At 62.2% G+C, this 13,019-nt stretch carries 18 protein-coding genes; 3 read left to right on the top strand and 15 right to left on the bottom strand.

The window, feature by feature from the left end; all coding sequences use genetic code 11:
- Positions 1-262: 262 nt before the first annotated feature.
- The 7 genes from IVA82_RS16625 to IVA82_RS16595 are packed head-to-tail and all read right to left on the bottom strand — an operon-like array spanning position 263 to position 6,090.
- Entirely contained in the window at positions 263-919 is a 657-nt protein-coding gene (locus tag IVA82_RS16625) for an aspartate/glutamate racemase family protein (protein ID WP_247387366.1), read from the bottom strand.
- 8 nt (positions 920-927) lie between these two features.
- On the bottom strand, positions 928-1,812 hold the full coding sequence (locus tag IVA82_RS16620) for a polysaccharide deacetylase (RefSeq protein ID WP_247387365.1): 885 nt from the start codon (positions 1,810-1,812) through the stop codon (positions 928-930).
- Positions 1,799-2,614, bottom strand: a complete 816-nt coding sequence (locus IVA82_RS16615) for an ABC transporter substrate-binding protein (RefSeq protein ID WP_247387364.1) — start codon at positions 2,612-2,614, stop codon at positions 1,799-1,801. The genes IVA82_RS16620 and IVA82_RS16615 overlap by 14 nt, the downstream gene beginning before the upstream one ends.
- A 28-nt stretch (positions 2,615-2,642) precedes the next feature.
- Entirely contained in the window at positions 2,643-3,407 is a 765-nt protein-coding gene (locus tag IVA82_RS16610) for an amino acid ABC transporter ATP-binding protein (protein ID WP_247387363.1), read from the bottom strand.
- On the bottom strand, positions 3,404-4,261 hold the full coding sequence (locus IVA82_RS16605; protein WP_247387362.1) for an amino acid ABC transporter permease: 858 nt from the start codon (positions 4,259-4,261) through the stop codon (positions 3,404-3,406). The genes IVA82_RS16610 and IVA82_RS16605 overlap by 4 nt, the downstream gene beginning before the upstream one ends.
- Positions 4,258-5,085 carry an ABC transporter substrate-binding protein gene (locus IVA82_RS16600; protein WP_247387361.1) on the bottom strand — a complete coding sequence of 276 codons (828 nt, stop codon included), beginning with the start codon at positions 5,083-5,085 and terminating at the stop codon, positions 4,258-4,260. Before IVA82_RS16600 ends, IVA82_RS16605 begins: the two co-directional genes overlap by 4 nt.
- 48 nt (positions 5,086-5,133) lie before the next feature.
- Positions 5,134-6,090 (bottom strand): N-carbamoyl-D-amino-acid hydrolase, encoded by a 957-nt coding sequence (locus IVA82_RS16595; protein ID WP_256469661.1) that lies wholly within the window; start codon positions 6,088-6,090, stop codon positions 5,134-5,136.
- A gap of 151 nt (positions 6,091-6,241) precedes the next feature.
- Between IVA82_RS16595 and IVA82_RS16590 the strand changes: the two genes are divergently transcribed.
- Together IVA82_RS16590 and IVA82_RS16585 are read left to right on the top strand one after the other, a co-directional pair.
- On the top strand, positions 6,242-7,165 hold the full coding sequence (locus IVA82_RS16590; RefSeq protein WP_247387360.1) for a LysR family transcriptional regulator: 924 nt from the start codon (positions 6,242-6,244) through the stop codon (positions 7,163-7,165).
- Between the two features lie 38 nt (positions 7,166-7,203).
- The gene (locus IVA82_RS16585; RefSeq protein ID WP_247387359.1) at positions 7,204-7,917 is read left to right on the top strand and encodes a gamma-glutamyl-gamma-aminobutyrate hydrolase family protein; all 714 of its coding nucleotides are present in this window, start codon (positions 7,204-7,206) and stop codon (positions 7,915-7,917) included.
- Positions 7,918-8,157: 240 nt separating this feature from the next.
- On the opposite strand, the gene IVA82_RS16580 is transcribed toward IVA82_RS16585, so the two are convergent.
- On the bottom strand, positions 8,158-8,571 hold the full coding sequence (locus IVA82_RS16580; protein ID WP_247387367.1) for a YbgC/FadM family acyl-CoA thioesterase: 414 nt from the start codon (positions 8,569-8,571) through the stop codon (positions 8,158-8,160).
- A gap of 399 nt (positions 8,572-8,970) precedes the next feature.
- Here IVA82_RS16580 and IVA82_RS16575 point away from each other — a divergent pair, with 399 nt between their 5' ends.
- Complete coding sequence (locus IVA82_RS16575; protein WP_247387358.1) at positions 8,971-9,759, top strand: toll/interleukin-1 receptor domain-containing protein; 789 nt, start codon at positions 8,971-8,973, stop codon at positions 9,757-9,759.
- 68 nt (positions 9,760-9,827) lie between these two features.
- Here the strand turns inward: IVA82_RS16575 and IVA82_RS16570 are convergent, their stop codons facing one another.
- The 7 genes from IVA82_RS16570 to IVA82_RS16545 all read right to left on the bottom strand — a co-directional run bounded on the left by IVA82_RS16570 (position 9,828) and on the right by IVA82_RS16545 (position 12,666).
- Complete coding sequence (locus IVA82_RS16570) at positions 9,828-10,334, bottom strand: DUF3732 domain-containing protein (protein ID WP_247387357.1); 507 nt, start codon at positions 10,332-10,334, stop codon at positions 9,828-9,830.
- A gap of 56 nt (positions 10,335-10,390) precedes the next feature.
- A complete protein-coding gene (locus IVA82_RS16565; protein ID WP_247387356.1) occupies positions 10,391-10,636 on the bottom strand; it encodes a hypothetical protein in 246 nt (81 codons plus the stop codon).
- Positions 10,637-11,023 carry a hypothetical protein gene (locus IVA82_RS16560; RefSeq protein WP_247387355.1) on the bottom strand — a complete coding sequence of 129 codons (387 nt, stop codon included), beginning with the start codon at positions 11,021-11,023 and terminating at the stop codon, positions 10,637-10,639.
- 7 nt (positions 11,024-11,030) lie between these two features.
- Positions 11,031-11,771: a hypothetical protein gene (locus tag IVA82_RS16555; RefSeq protein ID WP_247387354.1), complete on the bottom strand. Its 741-nt coding sequence runs from the start codon at positions 11,769-11,771 to the stop codon at positions 11,031-11,033.
- Positions 11,768-11,959, bottom strand: coding sequence for a three component ABC system middle component (locus IVA82_RS48270; protein WP_346659673.1), 192 nt, complete (start codon positions 11,957-11,959; stop codon positions 11,768-11,770). Before IVA82_RS48270 ends, IVA82_RS16555 begins: the two co-directional genes overlap by 4 nt.
- Entirely contained in the window at positions 11,868-12,143 is a 276-nt protein-coding gene (locus tag IVA82_RS16550) for a three component ABC system middle component (RefSeq protein ID WP_253075575.1), read from the bottom strand. The genes IVA82_RS48270 and IVA82_RS16550 overlap by 92 nt, the downstream gene beginning before the upstream one ends.
- Before the next feature lie 109 nt (positions 12,144-12,252).
- Positions 12,253-12,666, bottom strand: coding sequence for an ABC-three component system protein (locus tag IVA82_RS16545; protein WP_346658770.1), 414 nt, complete (start codon positions 12,664-12,666; stop codon positions 12,253-12,255).
- Positions 12,667-13,019 lie beyond the last annotated feature (353 nt).

Genomic DNA, 13,019 nt, shown 5'->3' with positions numbered 1-13,019 from the left:
CCCTTTTCTGTGTCTCGACAACCAGAAAGTATCCGGTTCACGCTGGATTTGCCGGGCATGCGCTGCGGCATAGTGAATCATTCCCGGGACAGCCCTGCGCTTGCGGGGGAGGGGTGGGGAGAGGGTGTCTCCACAATGGGACAATCCCCTAGAGGACAGAACCCTCACCCGCGCCTTCGGAGCGACCTCTCCCGCAAGCGGGAGAGGTACAGCGAGTGCGCGGCCAGAGTATTGCCAAAAATCGAACTGCATCATTCGCGTGTCACGTGTTGAGGAGGACCGCGCCGATCGCAGCCGCCACCGCCTGCTGCGCCGGCTCGACCACGGGCACGCCGATGTCCTCCGCGATGGCAGACCGATGCGACGCCATGCCGGCGCAACCCATCACCACGACATCGGCGCGGCATTGGGTGACCAGCGCGCGGCCGGCCTCGATCAGCCGCCCGCGAATGTCAGCGCCCGCCGTTTCCGCCGCACTTGCGCCGACCGACGAGCTTCCGGCATAGCGGCTGTCGACGCCCATGAGCCGCGCCATGCGCTGCTGGCGGCGGATGCTTGAAGGCGACAACGCGATGATTCCAAAGCGTTCGCCGAGCATCAAGGCGCGAAAAATGCCGCACTCGGCGATGCCCATCACAGGGCGTCCGCCGGCCGCCTCCCGCACCGCATGCAGGCCGGGATCGCTGAAACAGGCCAGCACGAAGGCATCCGCATCGTCGTCCGACACGCGGTTCACCAGCGGCATGACAACGCTGTCGGCATCGCGCTGCGAGCTGATGCCGGGCGGTCCCTCGGCAAGGCCGACCACCGCAATCTCCGGCCCGCCCGCGATGCGCAGCGGCGCGACCGCGTCATCGATCGCCGCCGTCACCGACGCAGAGGAGTTGGGATTGATGACGAGGATGCGGCGACGGGTCATGGCACTGCTCAGCGATTACCAGCCTCGTGGCGCAGGAAGTTTTCGGCGATCTTCTCCCCGGTCGTGATCCAGACGTCGGGGCACGATTTCGCGTAGATCAGGAATTCGCGCAATAGGCGCAGCCGCATCGGGCGGCCGCTGCATTGCGGATGCAGCACGGTCGTCACCATCGCGCCCCAGTCCCTGGTTTCGTCGAGCTCGTCCTTCCAGATCGAGAGCACGTGCTCCTTGGGGAAGATCGGGCGAGGGCTGAAGCGGGCGGAGAGGCCGTGCATCCAGTCGTCGTAGCTGGCGGTCACCGGCAGCTCGATTGTGCCCGGCTTGCCATCGGCGAGGCGATGCCGATACGGCCGCACGTCGTCGCGGAACGAGGAGGTGTAAACCATGCCGTGGCGCACCAGCGCGGCGCGCAGCTCTTCGGTGAACTCGCCATAGGGCGCACGGTAGCCGGTCGGCCTGACACCGAGCCGGCGCTTCAGCGCCTCGAAGCCGCGCTCCAGCTCCTCCTCGATCCAGGGATCGCCGGGATCGGGCAACAGGTGATGATAACCGTGGTGACCGATCTCGTGACCGGCCTTGAGGATGGCTTCGGCCATCGCCGGATGTGCGTCGACCGACCATCCCGTGACGAAGAAGGTGGCCTTGAGATCGAGCTGATCGAGCAGCTCGAGAAGTTTTGGCGTACCGACGCGCGCCTCGTAGCCGCCATAGCTCATGGTGATGAGCCGCTGCGCGTGGATGGCGTCCTTGCTGGTCCAGGCGCTTTCCGCATCCACGTCGAACGACAGGAACATTGCCGAGGTATAGGACTTCGGCCAGGGATAGTCCGGCGCGGGATCCGCGGTATTGGCCGGAACGATCGGGATGCTCTGCAGTGCCTTACTGTCCAGCATTGATGGTCGCCTTTTCTATAGCGTTATCGCTCAGTTTCCATTTCGCCAGCAGTGTCCGATAGGTGCCGTCGGCGATCAGCGCATCGACTGCCTCGAGCATGGCCTGCTGCAGCGCCTTTTCCTTGACCGGCAGGGCAATGCCGGTGAATTGCTGCGCGATCGCAGTGCCGACCGGCGCATAGGCGCCGGGTTCGAGATCCATGATGTAGGGCAGCGTCTCGTTGCCCTGCACGGCGGCATCGATACGGCCCTGCTTGAGCTGGGTGCGGGCATCGGCCGAGCCGTCGGTGCCGACGACCTGGATCGGCGTGTTGCCGCAGCTCTTCTCGCTCCAGGCCGTAATCGTGGCCGGGAACATGGTGCGGCGGCTGGCACCAACCTTCTTGCCGCAGAGCGCGGCCATCTCCTTGAACTCGGCCGCACGCGACTGCTGCACGAAGAAGGCCGGCCCGCTCCGCAGATAGTCGACGAAGCTCGCCGTCTCGTGGCGGCTGGCGTAGTCGGTGAATCCAGACAGGATCGCGTCGACGCGGCCGGTCGAGATCGAAGGCATGAACTGGTCGAAGCTGGTCTCCTGCCATTCGATCTTGACGCCGAGCTTGCGGCCGATCGCCTCACCGAGATCGACATCGAAGCCGGACAGCGTGCTGGTTGCGGGATCGCGGAATTCCATCGGCGGGTAGTTCGGCACCAGCGCGATCTTGATGCTGCCGCGCTTGCTGATCTCCGCTGGCAGCTCGATGGCCATGGCGGAAACGGTCATGGCACCAACCAGCGCCGCTCCAACGAAAAGTCTCTTCATCAACAACGCCCCTAATTCAGGTTACTGTTCAGATCACTGCCGATAGAAATGCCCTGGTGCGCTCCTCGCGCGGCGCGCCCAAGACGTCCGAGGCGCGGCCCTGCTCGACGATCGCGCCCTGGTCCATATAGACGACGCGATCGGCGACCTCGCGCGCGAAACCGAGCTCGTGCGTCACCACCATCATGGTCATGCCGCTGCGCGCCAGTTCCTTCATCACCGATAGCACCTCGCCGACAAGCTCCGGATCGAGCGCGCTGGTCGGCTCGTCGAACAGCATCAGCATCGGTTTCATGGCGAGCGCTCGCGCAATCGCCACGCGCTGCTGCTGCCCGCCGGAGAGCTGCGCGGGATAGGCATCGGCCTTGGCCGATAGCCCGACGCGCCGTAGCAGCTCAAGCGCCTCGGCGCGCACCTCGTCGAACTTGCGGCCATGAACCTGAAGCGGACCTTCGGTGATATTCTCCAGCGCTGTCTTGTGCGGAAACAGGTTGAAGCGCTGGAACACCATGCCGGTCTTGAGCCGCTGCCGCCCGATCTCGCGCTCGCTGAGCCGATGAAGCCGCACGCCCTGCTCGCGCACGCCCAATAGCTCGCCGTCGAGCCAGATGCCGCCACTGTCGATCGCGGCGAGCTGGTTGATGCAGCGAAGCAGCGTGGTCTTGCCCGAACCCGATGCCCCGATCAGACACATCACCTCGCCGGGCCAGACGTCGAGCGAAACGCTCTTGAGAGCCTGAAACTCGCCAAAATTCTTGGCAACGGAGCGGATCGCGACGAGGGGTTTTGTCATCGGGCGAACTGCAATGTGCCGCGCGCGAAGCGGCGTTCGAGCAGCATCTGGAGCGGCGTCAGGATCGAGACGACGAGCAAATACCAAAGCCCGGCGACGATCAGGAGCTCGATCACGCGGGAGTTGGCGTAGTAGATGTTTTCGGCGTTGTGCAGCACTTCCGGATACTGGATCACGCTCGCGAGCGACGTCGCCTTCACCATGCCGATGAACTCGTTGCCGAGCGGCGGGATCACCACGCGCATCGCCTGCGGCAGGATGATCCGGCGCAGCGCGCGCAGCCGGCCCATGCCGATCGCCTGTGCCGCCTCGTATTGCCCGATGTCGACCGAGAGCATGCCGGCGCGCATCACCTCCGAGGTATAGGCGCCCTGGTTGATGCCGAGCCCGAGCAGCGCGGCGAGGAACGGCGTCATGACATCGACGGCGCGGGCGCTCCACAGGCCGGGAATGCCGATGGTCGGAAACACCAGTGCGAGGTTGAACCACAGCAGCAGTTGCAGGATCAGCGGCGTGCCGCGAAACAGCCAGGTGTAGCCGGCGGCAACCGTCTTCAGCACCGGATTCGGCGACAGCCGCATGATCGCGATAACCACGCCAAGAAAGATGCCGAGCGCCATCGCCAGCACCGACATCACCATGGTGTTGACGATGCCTTCGAGGATGACTTTTGCGGTCAGGAAGCGGCTGACATAGGACCATTCGATCTGGCCGCCCGCAAATGCGCGGCCGATCGCCGCCAGCACGAGCACGATCAAGGCTGCGCTCAGCCAGCGAAACCAGTGCGGCTCGCGCGCGATCCGCATCCCCGACAGGTCGGGAAAACCCTCCGCGAGTACCGGCGCCGGCTTCATTGCGGCGCCGCGTTCAGCATGGGCTGGGCGACAGCGTTCGCGCCCAGGCCCCATTTGTCGAGAACCGCCTTGTAGGAGCCATCGGCGATCATGGCAGCGAGCTTTTCGGTCACCACCTCACGCAAAGCTGCATCATCCTTGCGGAACATGATGCCCTGATAGCCCTTGGCGAAGGGCTCGCCGACCACGCGGTATTTGCCGGGCTCCTGCGTTTGCGCATATGGCAGCGTCTCGCTGCCCTGCACGGCGGCATCGATCCGGCCCTGCTTGAGCTGGTTGCGAACGTCGATAGAATTCTCACCCGGGACGTACTGGATCGCCGGCTTGCCGCTCGCCTCGCAATTCTGCTTGCTCCATTTCTCGATATCGACCGGAAAGCTGGTGCTGCGCGTGGTGCCGACCTTCTTGCCGCAGAGATCGCTCGCGGCCTTCGCCTCGTTCTCCGCCATCACGAAGAACTGCGGCCCGGTCGCGAGATAATCGACGAAATCGGCGGTCTCGCGTCGCGAAGCGCGATCGGAGATGCCGGAGATGATGAAATCGGCGCGCTTGGTCTGCAGCGAGGGGATCAGCTCGGCGAACGGCGTCTCGCTCCAGATAATCTTGAGGCCGCCCAGCCGCTTGGCCAGCTCGCCGGCGAGATCGATATCGAGTCCGACCAGCTCGCCGGTCGCGGGATCACGATATTCCATCGGCGCGTAGGTGGAATTGACCGTGAGCCGCAAGGTGCCCGCCTGCTTGATCTCCGCCGGAAGCTCGGCCGCTTGCGCGGAGGCGACAGCAGTCAAGGCTGTGAGTCCGAGAAAAAGCGAGACGCGTGTCATGTCAGCTCCTTTGCCGATCTGTTGCGTTGCCAGCGCCGTGCCATTTGGTCAGTCCGCGTCGAGCACAGCCGGCGCGACGACGCCGGCGCGTTCGGTGATCACCCTGTATTGCTCCGGCCGCCGATGGGCCGCGAAATTGAACATCTTGTCCTTGCCCTGGCGGCAGAGATCGAGATCGACGTCGGCGACGATCAGCTCGTCGGCCAAGGTCTTGGCCTGCGCGACGATGCGACCATTGGGATCGACGATGCAGGAGCCGCCGATCAGCCCGGAGCCGTCCTCCTCGCCCGCCTTCGCCACCGAGATCGCCCAGGTCGCGTTCATGTAGGCGTTGGCCTGCGTCACCAGCGTCGAGTGGAAGGTGCGCAAGGCGGCGTCTTCCGTGGAGCCGCCATGAGGATCATAGGCCGCCGAATTGTAGCCGATGCACACCAGCTCGACGCCTTGCAGGCCGAGCACGCGCCAGGATTCCGGCCAGCGGCGGTCGTTGCAGATCATCATACCCATGATCGCATGAGCCCAGGCCGAGCCGGCGCGGAAGGCGGGAAAGCCGAGGTCGCCATAGTCGAAATAGCGCTTCTCGAGCTGCTGGTAGCGCGCACCCGGCCGCGGCTCGACCGAGCCCGGCAGATGCACCTTGCGATAGCGGCCGAGAATTTCGCCGTCGCGGTCGACCAGGATGGCGCAGTTGTAGCGACGGCGGTCCGGCGTCAGCTCCGCATATCCGACATAGAAGCCGACACGCAGCGCACGCGCGCGATCGAACAGCTTTGCGATAGCCGGGTTCGGAATGCTGCGCTCGAAATACTGGTCGAGCGCCTCGCCCTCCAGCAGCCAGCGCGGAAAGAAAGTGGTGAAGGCAAGCTCCGGAAACACCACGAGGCTTGCGCCGCGGCCAGCCGCTTCCTCCAGCAGCGCAAGCATCCGCCCAAGCGTGTGCTCGCGCGAATCTGCTTTTTGCGTCGGCCCCATCTGGGCAGCGGCGGCGCGAAGGACACGAACCAAGATTGCCTCCAATCTGTGCGCAATGCTGCCTCAATGGGCGGATGAACCCTTTGATCCAGCGTGCAAATCCGCTGCCATTAAGTGGCAGCGGGGCTGCAAAAGCAATTCATCGTGCTATGATCTTTCGGCCCTGAGTATAATCGGCAGTGATATGAACCTGCGCCAGCTCGAGATCCTGCGTGCCGTCATCCGCCACCGCACCACGGTTGCGGCGGCGGACGAGCTGGCGCTGTCGCAGCCCGCAGTCAGCAACGCGTTGAAGACGATGGAGGCGCAGGCAGGCTTTGCGCTGTTCGAGCGCGTCAACAACCGGCTGTTTCCGACCGCCGAAGCGATGGCGCTCTACAAGGAAAGCGAGGCGATCTTCGCGCTGCATGCAAAACTCGAGAACCGGGTGCGCGATCTGCGCGAGAATCGATCGGGGCATCTTGCGATCGTGGCGACGCCGCCGCTCGCCTACAGCATCATTCCGTCCGCGCTATCTGGCTTCCTGCGCCGGCGGCCGGAGACGCGCGTGTTCTTTGACGTCCGCCGCTACGAGGGCATCATCGAGGGCGTGCTGAGCCATGTCGCCGAGCTCGGCTTCGCGCTCGGGCTGACGCATCATCCCGGCATCGCGCATGAGGTGGTGCACACCGGCGAGATGGTCTGCGTGCTGCCGCCGCAGCATCCGCTTGCCGACAAACCGGTCATCTCGGCGGCGGACCTGTCCGGCCTGCCCTTCATCGGGCTGGAGCGCGGCACGCGGCTGGGCGAAGCCGTGCGCGACAGTTTTGCTCGCGCCGGCGCGCCGTTCCAGCCGACCGTGGAGGTACGTTACTGCAACACGGCCTGCGTGCTCGCCGGAGCCGCTGTCGGCGCCGCGGTCGTCGATCCATTCTCGCCGCGGCAAAATGGCGGCCATGGCCTGGTCGTGCGGCCGTTCACGCCGACGACGCACGCGGTCGCCTACATGCTATGGTCCGAAGCCGAGCCGCTGTCGCGCCTGGCAAAGGCTTTTCTCGCCGAGGTGCGGAAGGAGAGCGCGCTGCTGGAGCACGCGGTGCCACACGAACACGGGACGGGAGCCGACTGAGCTTGCGACGACACGCGCAACCCCTTACCTGAGCGTATATGGCACGCATCACCATCATCGAGACGGGACGAGTCCCCAGCACATATCGCGAGCGCCACGGCTCGTTTCCGGACATGTTCGAACGCATGGTCCGTGCCGAGGACCCGGCTGCCACGCTCGACATCGTCAGCATCCCGAATGGCGACGCACTCCCCGATCCGTGCGGCCTCGAGGCGATCCTGATCACCGGCGCGGCCGTCGGCGTCTATGACGGGCTCGACTGGATCGAGCCATTGGAAGAGTTCGTAGGCAAAGCTTATGCGAACAAGACACCGATGGTCGGCGTCTGCTTCGGCCATCAGCTGATCGCGCAGGCGCTCGGCGGCACGGTGCGCCAATCGGAGAAGGGCTGGGGCATCGGGCGGCACGTCTACCGCGTACTGCCGGACAACGGCGTCGTCGACGGCGAGCAGCTTGCCATCGCCGCCTCGCATCAGGACCAGCTGATCGAAGCGCCGAAGGATGCGCTCACTATCCTTTCATCCGACTTCACGCCGCATGCCGGCCTGCTCTACGTCAACGGCGCGACGCTGACCGTACAACCGCATCCGGAATTTGATGTGGAGTTTGCCGAGGTCTGCTGCGAACTGCGCGACGGCAAGGCACCGGATGAAGTGGTTGCCACGGCGAAGGCGTCACTGTCGCAGCCGCTGGACGGCGCGAAGCTCGGCGGGGCGATCACAAGGTTTCTGGCGGGGCGTGCGGCCGCTTAAGTCGCGCGGTCCACCAACCCGCGACCTCCCTTCTCCCCTTGTGGGAGAAGGTGGCGCGAAGCGCCGGATGAGGGGTTGTCTCCGCGAATCCATTGGAAGAAATTTTCGCGCGGAGAAAGACCCCTCACCCGTCTCGTCGCTACGCGCCGAGCCACCCTCTCCCACAAGGGGCCCACAAGGGGAGAGCCCGGCGATCCTTCTCTGCGCGGCGGTGTCGATAGGCCATCTGCTATCGGGCGATCACGAAATCACATCGGCCTTCATCAGCGTGCGGATCGATTTCGGGATCGGCTGGGCGCGTCCGCCGCTGATGAAGGCGACCCGCACCTCGGCCTTGACCAGCACGTCGCCGCCGCGCCGCACCTCCTGCGCCAGCATGATGGAGGCGCCCTTTACCGCGATCGGCCAGGTCACGACGTCGAGCACGTCGTCCATCCGCGCGGGCCTCAGGAAATCCAGATGCATCGAGCGCACCACGAAAGCGAAGCCGGCGTCTTCCATCGCAGGCTGCTCGAACAGCGCCTGCTGCTCAGCGCCCATCAGCCGCAGATGATTTGTGCGCCCGCGCTCCATGAAGCGCAGATAATTGGCGTGATAGACGATGCCGGAAAACTCTGGTTTGACGATATCGCAACAAGAGGCTAACAGCTTGATTCCATTGGGGCGTTGGAGGGCGATCGCGTGAACAAGCGTAGATTTCTCTAGCCCCTTCCGTGGCGAGCCGCAGAGACTTGGGGATGCGCTGCGCGTTTCGGAATTGAGCCAACAGTCAACAACGTCGGGGAGATTCTCGAACTCACCTTCCGAGTCTTCCACCCGGCAGTCCCGTTACGCCCAGATGGCGATGCCGCAGGCCCCGATCAGCCGGCGGCAGAACTGTTCAGAAACAGATATCTCCGGCGGCGAAAGGAATCCGCGTTATTCGCGGTGTCGCGACGATTGATGTGCGGCCTGAAACCGGCTTCCGCCAAGACCCTTTTGCCTAGCGGCGTGCACCTCGAAACACGGTACTATCTGCAGCACATTTTTGATTCGAGATCAGCGGTTTAGGCAATGGCAGACGTCTTCATCAGCTACTCCAAGGCGGAACGCAAACTGACCGAAGATTTGGCGAAGATTTTGGTAGGCGCCGGCCTCACCGTCTGGTGGGACACGGAGTTGCTGCCGATCCAGCGGTTCCGGGCGGAAATTGACGCGCAGCTCAACAATTGCTCCGCCGCGGTGATCATTTGGTCGGCCACATCCGCGAATTCCGATTGGGTACTTTCTGAAGCTGATCACGCCATACGGCAGGGCAAGCTTGTTAACGCGCATCACTCCGACATCCTGCCCGAACACCTGCCCAAGCCCTTCGGCCAGATTCATGCTGTGCCGCTGACCGACACTGACCGCATCCTCAGGGCAATCAAGCTCATCACCACCGGCAAGCCCCCCAAGGCTACCGCAGTGTCCGCTGGCGAGACGAGAGCGATCGAATTCATTACAGACGCTGTCCAAGATGCGCTCAAATACGCTCCACAACTACGCGATTTGGCCGATCGCGCGGGGTGGGAAGACGACGAAACATATCCCAATGATCTGCTGAAGCTGGCCGAGAAGGTAATGACGCCGCTCCGGCTGTTCCGCGAACGATTGCCGTATACAGATATCACCAGCTATCGCGGCAGGCGGCTTGTCGAGCATCTGGATGAGGCGACGACGTATGCGCACAGGCAGATATCAAAGGAGATCGGGTGGCTGCGGTCGCACGGCAACAGCGAGAGCGTCGTCATGGGCGCACGCGGAGATCTCTCGGTTGCGGCCGAGCGATTGCTGGAAAAGGTGGAGCTGCCACCCAGATAAGCGTCAATCTCGAGCCATTACTCAAAGGGCGTCGTAATCTGCGATATGACACATCGCTTGCCTTGGCATCAGATAAGGGGAATGTCTGGCCAATTGTCGGGCACCAGAGCCGGTGGTTTTGTCCATGGATCTTCCACCAAGGCGACCTGAAACCAATCTTCTCTTAGATTGGCGTGTTCTGTGACAATGAGTTGAAAGCTCGGAGCATCCTGCGTGGTAAAACGGTCCAGCGTCTCGAACAGCCGCCGAACTGCCTCAAGATCCGCATCCTTTTGGCTTTCCGTTTGCTCAATAGATCCACCGGCGGCTGCATAGGAAGTCTCAGAAGGAAAGTAGACTTGGGTTGGCTGGTCGATCAGCATGAACCGGGGAATGGGATGGCCGTATGTCGCAGCAAACCGATGAAGCGCCAGCAACGCAGCGAGATGGTACGCTAAATGGTTTTCACCACCTCCGGTTCGATTCATGTAAACTGGGCGACCCGGTCGGTCGATGACAACCGTCAGATTGTGGAGATCGAGACGAGCAGGATACTCGCCGAACTCGCCGCCCAGGGCGCGAATATAGCCCGACATGTGCAGCGCGATGTTGCTGAGTGTAGAAGTGAGGCGTGTCTCGGAATCATCAGCACTCAGCCTTCCAGGTCCGCAACCCGCGCTTTGAGTCGCCGCTCTTCCGCCCGAAGTCTCAAAAGCTCGGTATTGGGCACCAGGTTCTCCAGGAACAGACTGATGCGTCCCACGACTCGTGATGCCGCGTTGTTTCTGTTGGCCAATTGCGTTGCCATTTCGCTCGTGGCAATGGCCGAGGAAAGCTCGACTTCCTTGCCCCGGATTTGGTCTCCAATGTCAGCCAATGCCTTCTGCTGATCGGTCAATTATGCGGCCAACGCCGGCCGCTCGCCTGTAACCGCCGTCAACTCATTATCAAGGGATTCCAACTCGGCCAGGAGAGCTTTCGCAATCGATCCGTCCATCCCAATGTTAGCCTGCGCGAAAGGCCACTGCCATTCACCCGTGGCTTTATCGAGGGGCAGCGCCTTTATTGAGCTCAGACGTTCACGCTGCTCGTTGACCTCGTGCTGAAAACCTGCCGCGCGCTTGTTGAATTGTTCAGCACCATCGATACGGCGTTGAATTTCGCGACGCCGTTCCCTGAGATCGAGCAATTCGTTCTCGATGCTCGATACCCGCGATCCGTCGTCTTCCGGCACAGATGCTGGTTTCCAATCCAGTGCCCGACGAAGAAGAACGGTTGGCAGCACGTCGCTGTCACCAAGGGGAATTTCTACTGCGCGGGGCCCCTGAAAGAAGGCCGATGGCCCGTTCTTCGGAGTTGTCGATCCCCTCTCGCGCATGTTGGAGCAGCTTCGCATTGAGACGAAGTTCACGTTGCGCGTAGCGGAGTTGAGATTCGAGCGTGAACTTGTCCTTCCCGGATATGCCTAGAAGGATAGGCAATGTATCCCTGATCGCCTGAGTCTGTTGCGGCTCGTTCTGGCGATAGAACAACTGGTCTTTGTTCGTGACGATCCCTTGCTTCTGGAATAGGTAATAGAAGGCGTGCTTCACATTCGCATCGAAGCTCACTCGACTGCTCTCGATCGGAACGTCGGTCGTATTCTCCGGAATTCCAAGCAATTGTGTGAGCAGCGCAACGACGCCATCATCGCTGTCGTTCACGGCTAGCTCCGAGAAATCCGGCGCCTCGACCTTTGCTCCGCGTCGTACCATGGCCATGCTCAGGCTCAGAGCGCCCGGAGCAGGCGCCGGCTTCGCCACAAGCACTTCTTCGCCATCGAAGCGGTAGATCACCGCAAACCAAAACACGCGGTCGCGGATGACTCCCTCCGGAACGTTGAAGGTTGAACGACCCATGCAGTATTCGATGATATCGGACAATGCTGATTTTCCCGTCGAGGATCGACCGGTAATGACATTCAACCCATCGTAGAAAATCAGGTCGCGGCGTCGACCATCATTGCTGTAAACGTGAATTGATTTGATCTTCACGGTCGAACGCCCAACGTCGTGTAGATGGTGCCTCTTTCTGCAATGCGCGCGAACTCCTTCCCCATGAACGCTGCCACGCGCGGGCAGGCCTTTGATTCATCGCTGCCATTGATGGTTTTGCGCACTCCAGCGGAATTCGGAACCAGTCGCCCATCCGGACTCACCATTACCGCATCGCAGTGCATCAGCAGCCCAAGCCCTTCGAGGGTAAATGGCAGCACATCCGTACAGCGCTTCCCGAAACCCCACCAGCAACTCTGGATGGTCCGCTACCACCTTCAGGAAGTAACTTCGGTTTGCGCGTTGCAAAGTCTCCCTTGAGCTTTGCTGCAGGCACAGCGGTAAAACCAGGAGGGAGAGCGAAAATGGCATTCCCTTATCGTCCTCGGCGTGGAACCCGCTAACGCTCGGAAGAGAACAAGGCCACGGAAGGCTGGGTTGAAGAGGTTTCGTATCTCTATCGGACGATCGATCCACTGCTTCATGCTGCAGTCTCAAGGATCTTGGCCAAACGTTGCAGGAAGTGAGGATGCCAATGAACCCTAGGACGTGGGCTGTCGTTGGCGAGAATGTGGAATGGGCCTCGAACGACGTACGGCTCGGCAACACGTTCGCGGATTCTCAGCTGGCCGGTCGACTGCTCTGCCCACTTGTAGAGTTCTCTGCCAACCTGGATACATGCCTCCTCCGCGCTTTCGTCGGTAATGTTTTCGCAGACGAGCTCCCGGTACCGGGCCCACTCATCCACCAGCTTGTCCTCGTACTTCTCGATCTCGTCCGAGACCAGGAGGTTAGCGCGAGCCCAACTGGAGCGCTGCTCGAACGCGCGGTAATAGTCGATGATGGCGAACCGGATTCGCTCAGCCGACAACTTCAAGACCCGCAGCTGTTCCACGAAGCGGCGCGGATCGTTGTGGGCATCGACACCGCTTGCGGGGAAGCTATCGCCGAATGTGATCGGTAGATTGTCGACCTTGTATTCGTCGGCGAGGACCGCCAGTTTATCCCTGTGGTCATGATTGTGGGACCGCGCCGGGCCGGCAAGACCACGCTGGTCCGCAAGATGGGAGAAGCCGGCCAAACCAGCATTATACCCGACGATCGGACGATCCTCGAGGCCGCAGAGTCCCGCGTATCACCCCATGGCTGCGCGTTAGCTCGCATTTCTCACAGTGTTGAAGCGCACCGGGGCGCGAATCAGCGAAAGTTGTTGTGCCGCAACGACTTTTCTCTGATCCAGGGAGCGCC

This window comes from Bradyrhizobium sp. 142, from assembly GCF_023074015.1.
In the GTDB taxonomy this organism is placed as follows: Bacteria; Pseudomonadota; Alphaproteobacteria; order Rhizobiales; family Xanthobacteraceae; genus Bradyrhizobium.
Note: the sequence above shows the minus strand (reverse complement) of the source record. Positions and strands in the feature narration are given on the sequence as shown.

Excerpts from the sequence above, each read along its gene's own strand:
- IVA82_RS16610 (WP_247387363.1), bottom strand. The coding sequence starts at position 3,407 with ATGACAAAACCCCTCGTCGCGATCCGCTCCGTTGCCAAGAATTTTGGC.
- IVA82_RS16590 (WP_247387360.1), top strand. The coding sequence starts at position 6,242 with ATGAACCTGCGCCAGCTCGAGATCCTGCGTGCCGTCATCCGCCACCGC.
- IVA82_RS16620 (WP_247387365.1), bottom strand. The coding sequence starts at position 1,812 with ATGCTGGACAGTAAGGCACTGCAGAGCATCCCGATCGTTCCGGCCAAT.
- IVA82_RS16550 (WP_253075575.1), bottom strand. The coding sequence starts at position 12,143 with ATGCCATTTTCGCTCTCCCTCCTGGTTTTACCGCTGTGCCTGCAGCAA.
- IVA82_RS16605 (WP_247387362.1), bottom strand. The coding sequence starts at position 4,261 with ATGAAGCCGGCGCCGGTACTCGCGGAGGGTTTTCCCGACCTGTCGGGG.
- IVA82_RS16575 (WP_247387358.1), top strand. The coding sequence starts at position 8,971 with ATGGCAGACGTCTTCATCAGCTACTCCAAGGCGGAACGCAAACTGACC.
- IVA82_RS16600 (WP_247387361.1), bottom strand. The coding sequence starts at position 5,085 with ATGACACGCGTCTCGCTTTTTCTCGGACTCACAGCCTTGACTGCTGTC.
- IVA82_RS16570 (WP_247387357.1), bottom strand. The coding sequence starts at position 10,334 with ATGTCGGGCTATATTCGCGCCCTGGGCGGCGAGTTCGGCGAGTATCCT.
- IVA82_RS16585 (WP_247387359.1), top strand. The coding sequence starts at position 7,204 with ATGGCACGCATCACCATCATCGAGACGGGACGAGTCCCCAGCACATAT.
- IVA82_RS16615 (WP_247387364.1), bottom strand. The coding sequence starts at position 2,614 with ATGAAGAGACTTTTCGTTGGAGCGGCGCTGGTTGGTGCCATGACCGTT.
- IVA82_RS16625 (WP_247387366.1), bottom strand. The coding sequence starts at position 919 with ATGACCCGTCGCCGCATCCTCGTCATCAATCCCAACTCCTCTGCGTCG.